The organism is Kocuria rhizosphaerae, from assembly GCF_044462265.1.
Lineage (GTDB): Bacteria > Actinomycetota > Actinomycetes > Actinomycetales > Micrococcaceae > Kocuria > Kocuria rhizosphaerae.
In genome coordinates, this window is record NZ_JBISWL010000075.1 from 24,081 (window position 1) to 30,387 (window position 6,307).

At 67.8% G+C, this 6,307-nt stretch carries 6 protein-coding genes; 3 read left to right on the top strand and 3 right to left on the bottom strand.

The annotated features are described in order from the left end of the window. Positions 1 to 50: 50 nt before the first annotated feature. Together ACH9EU_RS08745 and ACH9EU_RS08750 are read right to left on the bottom strand one after the other, a co-directional pair. Entirely contained in the window at positions 51 to 794 is a 744-nt protein-coding gene (locus tag ACH9EU_RS08745) for an alpha/beta fold hydrolase (protein WP_396413550.1), read from the bottom strand. Between the two features lie 23 nt (positions 795 to 817). Next, positions 818 to 1,282: an ester cyclase gene (locus tag ACH9EU_RS08750; RefSeq protein ID WP_396413551.1), complete on the bottom strand. Its 465-nt coding sequence runs from the start codon at positions 1,280 to 1,282 to the stop codon at positions 818 to 820. A 935-nt stretch (positions 1,283 to 2,217) separates the two neighbouring features. Here ACH9EU_RS08750 and ACH9EU_RS08755 point away from each other — a divergent pair. From ACH9EU_RS08755 to ACH9EU_RS08765, 3 genes are read left to right on the top strand one after another with little or no spacing between them, the layout of a single operon-like run. Further along, a complete protein-coding gene (locus tag ACH9EU_RS08755) occupies positions 2,218 to 3,330 on the top strand; it encodes a tyrosine-type recombinase/integrase (RefSeq protein WP_396413034.1) in 1,113 nt (370 codons plus the stop codon). Further along, positions 3,327 to 3,668: a helix-turn-helix domain-containing protein gene (locus ACH9EU_RS08760; protein WP_396413035.1), complete on the top strand. Its 342-nt coding sequence runs from the start codon at positions 3,327 to 3,329 to the stop codon at positions 3,666 to 3,668. The genes ACH9EU_RS08755 and ACH9EU_RS08760 overlap by 4 nt, the downstream gene beginning before the upstream one ends. Beyond that, entirely contained in the window at positions 3,661 to 5,217 is a 1,557-nt protein-coding gene (locus tag ACH9EU_RS08765) for a hypothetical protein (protein WP_396413036.1), read from the top strand. Before ACH9EU_RS08760 ends, ACH9EU_RS08765 begins: the two co-directional genes overlap by 8 nt. A 323-nt stretch (positions 5,218 to 5,540) precedes the next feature. On the opposite strand, the gene ACH9EU_RS08770 is transcribed toward ACH9EU_RS08765, so the two are convergent. Continuing rightward, positions 5,541 to 6,023, bottom strand: a complete 483-nt coding sequence (locus ACH9EU_RS08770) for a hypothetical protein (RefSeq protein ID WP_396413037.1) — start codon at positions 6,021 to 6,023, stop codon at positions 5,541 to 5,543. Positions 6,024 to 6,307: the final 284 nt, after the last annotated feature.

Sequence of the window (6,307 nt, forward strand, 5' to 3'; positions counted from 1 at the left end):
CGACGACGGACCACCGGGCGGGTGGTCGTCCTGGTGCCGCCTGTCCTCGCTTAGACGACCGCGGAGAGGAAGCGGTGGAGCACCTCGTTGTAGGGGACGCCGGTGCGTTGGACGCTGTGCCCAGCCCCGGGCACGACGGCGCGCTGGGCTCCGAGATCACGCTCGAGGACGTCGCAGACGGCGTCGAAGACCCGGCTGTGGCCGCCGGAGACGACCAGCTTCGGGAAGGGCGCCTGCCGCCGCAGGGCGGCCAGCGGGATCCGGGCCTCGTCGGTGAGGCGTTCGTGGCGGAGCATGTGCGCGTTCTGCAGCAGGTCCGGCGACAACGGGTCCGGCGGGGTGAAAGTACTGCCGACGTAGGCGATGAACGCGTGCAGGAATGCGGTGGGATCGGCCGGTCCGTGGTCCCACAGCTCGCGCATGCCCCGGACGTAGTCGCCCACGACCGGATCGTCGGGCACCAGCCCGAAGGCGGGGGGTTCGTTGACGGTCAAGGAGCGGACCATCGCGGGGTGGTCGGCGGCCGCCAGCAGTGCCACGACACCGCCGTAGGAGTGCCCGACCAGGTGCACGGGCTCGGTGAGCAGCTCGGCGACGTCCCCGGCGTCGACCTCGAAGTCCTCGACCTCGGCCAGCGGGTTGGGGAAGTAGCCGCGCCGGTCCACCACCATCAGGCGCCAGTGCTCGGCCAGGGGCCGCTGGGCGGACCAGGTCCCGGCCCCGCCGGTGATGCTGCCATGGACCAGCAGCACCGGTGGGCCGTCGCCCCAGTGCTCGACGTGGATGCCCGGCACGGCCTTGTCTCCTGTCCGCGCGGTCAGCTCAGTCCGAGCTGCTCCTGCTGGGTCGCCAGATCGTAGTAGCGGCGCTCCTCCACGATCAGGCCCTGCTCGTCCACGCGGCTGAACACCGCCATGGGGAACTCCAGCTGGCGGCCCGTGGCGGGGACCTCCCCGGTGGGCAGGGCCAGCGGCCCGGTGTGCGTGCCGGTCATGGTGGCTTCGACCGCGGATACCGGCCCGTCGATGAGCGTGCTCGTGATCCGGCCGTTGAGGTCCGGGAAGGCCTTGATGAAGGTGGCCACATCCTGCTCGATCGCATCGCGCCCACGCAGGGGCTCGGGATACTGCGGGTCGATGACCACGGCGTCCTCGGCGTAGAAGGCCGTGAACCCGGCGACGTCATGGGCGTTGATCGCGGCGAACTGCTCCTCGAGCATCCTCCTGCTCAGTTCACCCGGGTCCTTTCGGGAGTCGGTCGCGTCTCCGGCCGGTGTGGTCATGGCAGGCTCCTTGCTCCAGAAGGGTCGACACCACCATGGTCACCCTCACTGTCTGGGAGGAACAACGGGCGTTAGGCAATCGTTGAGGAGCCAGCCGAGCTTGGTGCCCCCGCCGAGCGGGGTCACGTGTGCAACCCGCTGCCTGGAGTCTGTGCCGTGAGGCCGAACGGGATCTGCCGATGACCCATGGTGACGGTCTGGTCTCGGGCGCAGTCGGGGCGGCGGGCCCCGAGAAGGACAAGGGAACCCGCAGAATGGGGACAGCGCGGTCGGGAACAACGAAGGGGGGGAAGGGCGGGAGTAACCGGTAGGCACGGATGCTGAGGAGACGGGAGTTGGCTACGCTCTCGGGGCTGCCGGTGCCCTGCATCCGGCCAGCATCGCCTCCAACACCCGCTCGTGGGTGCGGAAGAGTTCCCCGTCGGCGTCGGTCGGGACGGCAGGAATCTGGCCCAGAACCGCGTCCGTCCGGATCCCACCTCACCGTGGAATCGTGCACCTGATGCAGGAATTCCACGCTGGCCAGCGCCGCCGCAACACCCCGGTGAGCGGTCCAATGTCCGGCACAGACTCGCGGACCGCGTCGCATCGCGGAATCAGCACAAGATCGAACAGACGGGAGTCCAAAACAGATGCAAAGACTCGTCCTCGTTAATGTCCGATAATAATGATTATGTAAAGAGGAACCGACTCCATCTGCGCGCTCTGCACATCGTGAAGTTTTGGGTAACGGTGCTGGTGCTCCCCCGACTGGCTTCTGACCTGGACCGATTCCCCTGGCGCACCGTCAGCACGGGTGTGGCACCTGGCGCGGACAGGAGCTCCGCAGACCAGGTCGATCCGGCTTCTGACCTGCACGTCCTCGGGCGGTTATTGCGTTGCACGCAATTTGTGTGCGATTATCGCAATCACGATTCGAACTCTGAGGACGCTCCATGGGCCACGACGGCGAGAACGTGCTCTTCGCTCCCTTCGGTGGGCAGGCCCCCGATCCGGAGGTCTTCCTGGCCAGCGTCCTGGACGGATGGGGTGCTCAGCAGCGGGCGAAGGACTTCTCGCCGGCCACGATCCGGACCCGGCGTGCTGTCGTGATGAGCCTGATCGACTTCTCGGGGCGCTACCCGTGGGAATGGACGCTGGCGGACGCGGACGACTTCTTCTCCCACGCCCGTGCGGTGCGCAACCTCTCCCACGGGACGGTGCGCTCCTACCAGGGGGCGATCAAGCTGTTCTGCGACTACGCCTGCGATCCGCACTACGACTGGTGCGAGCAGAGCGCGAGGTCGTTCGGGCAGGTCTTCGGCCAGGTCGTGACCGAGCTCAATCGCCTCACCCACGCCCAGCCCACCGAGGCGCGCCCGGCCAAACGGCCTTTCACCCAGGCCGAGCTGCAGGCGTTATTCGACCTGGCCGATCTGGAGGTCGAACGGATCCTGGACTCCGGCCGCAAGGGCGCGGTGGCCGCCTGGCGGGACGCGATCGCGTTCAAGACGGCCTACAGCTGGGGCTTGCGCGCCAACGAGCTGCGGCACCTGCAGGTGGTGGACTTCTCGTCCAACAGCCGGGCGCCCTATCTGGGTGAGCACGGGGTGCTGCGCGTGCGCTGGGGCAAGCCCCACCGCGGCTCGGCGAAGAAGGTCCGTTCCGTGCTGACCGTCTGGCCGTGGTCGGCGCAGATGATCCAGGACTGGATCCGCAACGGGCTGCCCCGCTACGGGCGCCCAGTGAGCGATCTCTTCCCCACCAGCAGCGGGGCCATCGTCGGCGAGTCCCACCTGCTCGGGCGGCTGCGCGGCTTCGTCGACGAGCTGGGCTTCCCGCCCGGGCTCGACCTGCACTCCTTCCGCCGCTCCTACGCGACGCAGCTGATCACCGGGGCGGGCTTCGACGTCACCTTCGTCCAACTCCAGCTGGGCCACGAGCACGCCGCGACGACCTCGATCTACTCCCTGCCCTCCCCCGACTACCAGCGCCTGGCCTTGGAACGGGCCCACGACCGCACCATCCAGGCGGCCCTCGGGCTGCCCGCACCCAGGAGAGACCCATGAGCCGACGCGAGATCACCTACACCTGGCGGGTCCGCGAGGTCATGGCACGCCGGGGCGTGCACACCGCCAAGGACCTCGCCGAGCTGCTGCACGAGCGCGGCATCACCCTCACCGCCAACGCCGTCTGGCGCATCGTGACCCAGCAGCCCGAGCGGATCTCCTTCAAGGTCCTGGTCGCCCTCTGCGACGCCCTCGAGGTCACGCCCAACGACCTGATCACCTACACGGCCACCGACGCCAAAACCGTCCGGCAACGCCGCACGGCCACCGGCGAGAACCTCCCCGACCTGCGCGACTACCGCCCCGTGCGCGCCCGGATCATCGACGACGATGACTGACCCTGGGCGCCCGGCCACCGGCGGGAACGGATCCGTCCGCCCACCCACACTCACCGACCTCGCCCCCCGGAAGAAGCGCGGCCGACCCCGCTCGGCCGGTCAGCATGCCTGCGACCGTTGCCACCAGCAGGTCGCCAAGATCCGCGTCCACTGGCCCGACGGAGCCGTCTGCGGGGCCTGCTTCACCGAGGCCACCCACACCTACGGCACCTGCCCGCACTGCCGGGAACACCGCATGCTCCCCGGCCGCTCCCCCGGCCGAGAGCCCCTCTGCCGTGACTGCGCCGGCATCACCACCGCCCTGACCTGCACCGGCTGCCACCGCGAAGCCGAGAGATTCCGCGCCGGCCTCTGCATCCGTTGCGCCCTCACCGACGACCTCACCGCCGTGCTCAACCCCGGCGACGACCTCCGCCTGCACCGGCTCATCAAAGTGTTCGCCGGAACCCAGCGCCCCGAGAGCGTCTACACCTACATGCGCCCGGGCACCCGGGCCAGGGCACTGCTGGAAGCCATCGGCGCCCGCAAACTGGCGCTCACCCACGAAGCTTTCGACCGTCTACCCCGCTCGACCGCGGTCGAACACCTGCGCGCGCTGGTCGTCCACCACCGCATGATGCCCGCCCGCGGCAACGAGACCCTCGCACGCTTCGAACACTGGCTCGCGACCAGGATCACAGAGCTCCCCGAGGACGGCACGGCCGACCTCATCGAACGCTTCGCCACCTGGCACCACCTCGAGCGCATCCGCGCCCAGGCAACCAATCCGGACGCCGACCTCGAGACCAGCACCCACGCGGCCAAGCAGGAGATCACCGAAGCCGGGAAGTTCCTCATCTGGCTCCAAGAACACCACCACACCCTCGCGGAGGAACTCCAGCAGCTCCACATCGACGACTACCTCAGTCACGACCCCAGCACCCGCAAGCAGATCCGCACCTTCGTCCGCTGGCTCAACCACCAGCAGGGCCGCCGCACCGGGGTAATCGACGTGGCCTTCCGCAATGCCCAGAGCACGCCCATGATCACCCACACCGAGCGTCTCGAGCTCGTCCGGAACTGCCTTGAACACCGCCACGTCACCGGCTCGACCCGCCTGGCCGGGCTGATCCTTCTGCTGTGGGCCCACCCGCTGAACAAGATCGTCATGCTCCGCCGGGAACACCTCACGGTGACCCCGCAAGGCATGCTCCTCACCCTCGGCGCCACCCCGACCGCCATCCCCGAGGCACTGACCGCCATGCTCTGGCAGCACCTGCAGAACCCCGGGAACCAGAACACCGCCAACACCGGCACCCCGTGGCTGTTCCCCGGCACCCGGGCCGGCCAGCACCTGCACCCGGCCACACTTTCGCGCAGGCTCAAAGTCCTCGGCATCGACGCCCAACGGGCCCGCAACGCCACACTCCGCGACCTCACCCATGAAGTCGACGCACGCACCCTCATCGACACCCTCGGCTACAGCCCCGGCATCATCGCCCGCCACGCCGCCCTATCCGCCACGCCCATGTCCGACTACATCGACATGAAGCGCCAACGGCCCCGGTGACACGAACTCCTGACATCCCATGACCGTGGTTGAGGCACTGGCCCCGTGCCCACATGGGCACGGGGAAAGATCCAGGGAGTGTGGGCAAAATGTGGGCACCACCGCGCCGCCATGACGGCACACGCCCCGTCCAGGTGACATACCGGCCACGACTGTACCGCTACACCTTCAACCCGCCCTCGGTGCGCCTGGTCCCCGGGCCCTGCTCCCCTCAGCCGGCCCCGAGGCATTCTCGATTGGCACACCCCGGCCGAGGTCTTCGAAGAACAGCTACGCTCAAATCAACAGCACACTGTGGCGACGACCGGCTGAATACGGCTGCCTCAGTAGCAGACGACGTCGGTACGGAAGTTGCGCTCCTGGCCGTCCACCACGACGAATGTCTGCGTCGACTCGCAGGTCTCCCCGGTGGCGTCGCTGGTCGTCCTGGCGGTGTCGACACGGGTCACCTGATCGTCGAAATCCCACGGACTGGTGTACTCCTCGTAAACGGTGAAGGAGTTGTAGGAACTCTCTACCGTGTAATGGGTCCCCTCCCAGGTGTACCCCTCGGAGACAACAGTGCCCTTGTCCCGGTTCAGCTGCCGCCCGTTGGGCAGTACCACCTGCAACTGTCGGCCCTCCATCGTGGTGCAGATCTCATTGCCTAGGAAGTCGTCGTAGCAAATGTCAGTCTGGTACGCCTGGGACCCTTCGGTGACGGCGCCTGCGGCATGCGCCGGCACGGAGCCGGCCAGTGTCAGAGCGCCGACACCCAAAGCCGCGCCCATCAGTCCTTTAGTACGTTCGCGCATGTCTACCCCCATCAATCGGGCACCGGGCAACTCGCCGTGAAACGCCCAGTAACCTTCGGATTTGCATACACAACCAGGCTGGGTGCGGCCGGTCCCGGAGTGCAACGTGCATACCCCAAGTGAAGTCGAACCGTTCCCCAATTGAAGTGGCATCGTTATAAGGCTTACGCGTCGTCGGACCGGAGGCGGTTGCGCCGGTCAGCTCGACCGCCCGGCAGAGGTGCGTGGCGCCCAGCCAGTCTGTGGCTGCCGTGACCTGCGATCACTGAAGAACCGGATAACGCATTTCCCCATCA

Coding starts and splice junctions, on each gene's coding strand:
- ACH9EU_RS08750 (WP_396413551.1), bottom strand. CDS start 1,282: ATGACCACACCGGCCGGAGACGCGACCGACTCCCGAAAGGACCCGGGT.
- ACH9EU_RS08755 (WP_396413034.1), top strand. CDS start 2,218: ATGGGCCACGACGGCGAGAACGTGCTCTTCGCTCCCTTCGGTGGGCAG.
- ACH9EU_RS08760 (WP_396413035.1), top strand. CDS start 3,327: ATGAGCCGACGCGAGATCACCTACACCTGGCGGGTCCGCGAGGTCATG.
- ACH9EU_RS08765 (WP_396413036.1), top strand. CDS start 3,661: ATGACTGACCCTGGGCGCCCGGCCACCGGCGGGAACGGATCCGTCCGC.
- ACH9EU_RS08770 (WP_396413037.1), bottom strand. CDS start 6,023: ATGGGGGTAGACATGCGCGAACGTACTAAAGGACTGATGGGCGCGGCT.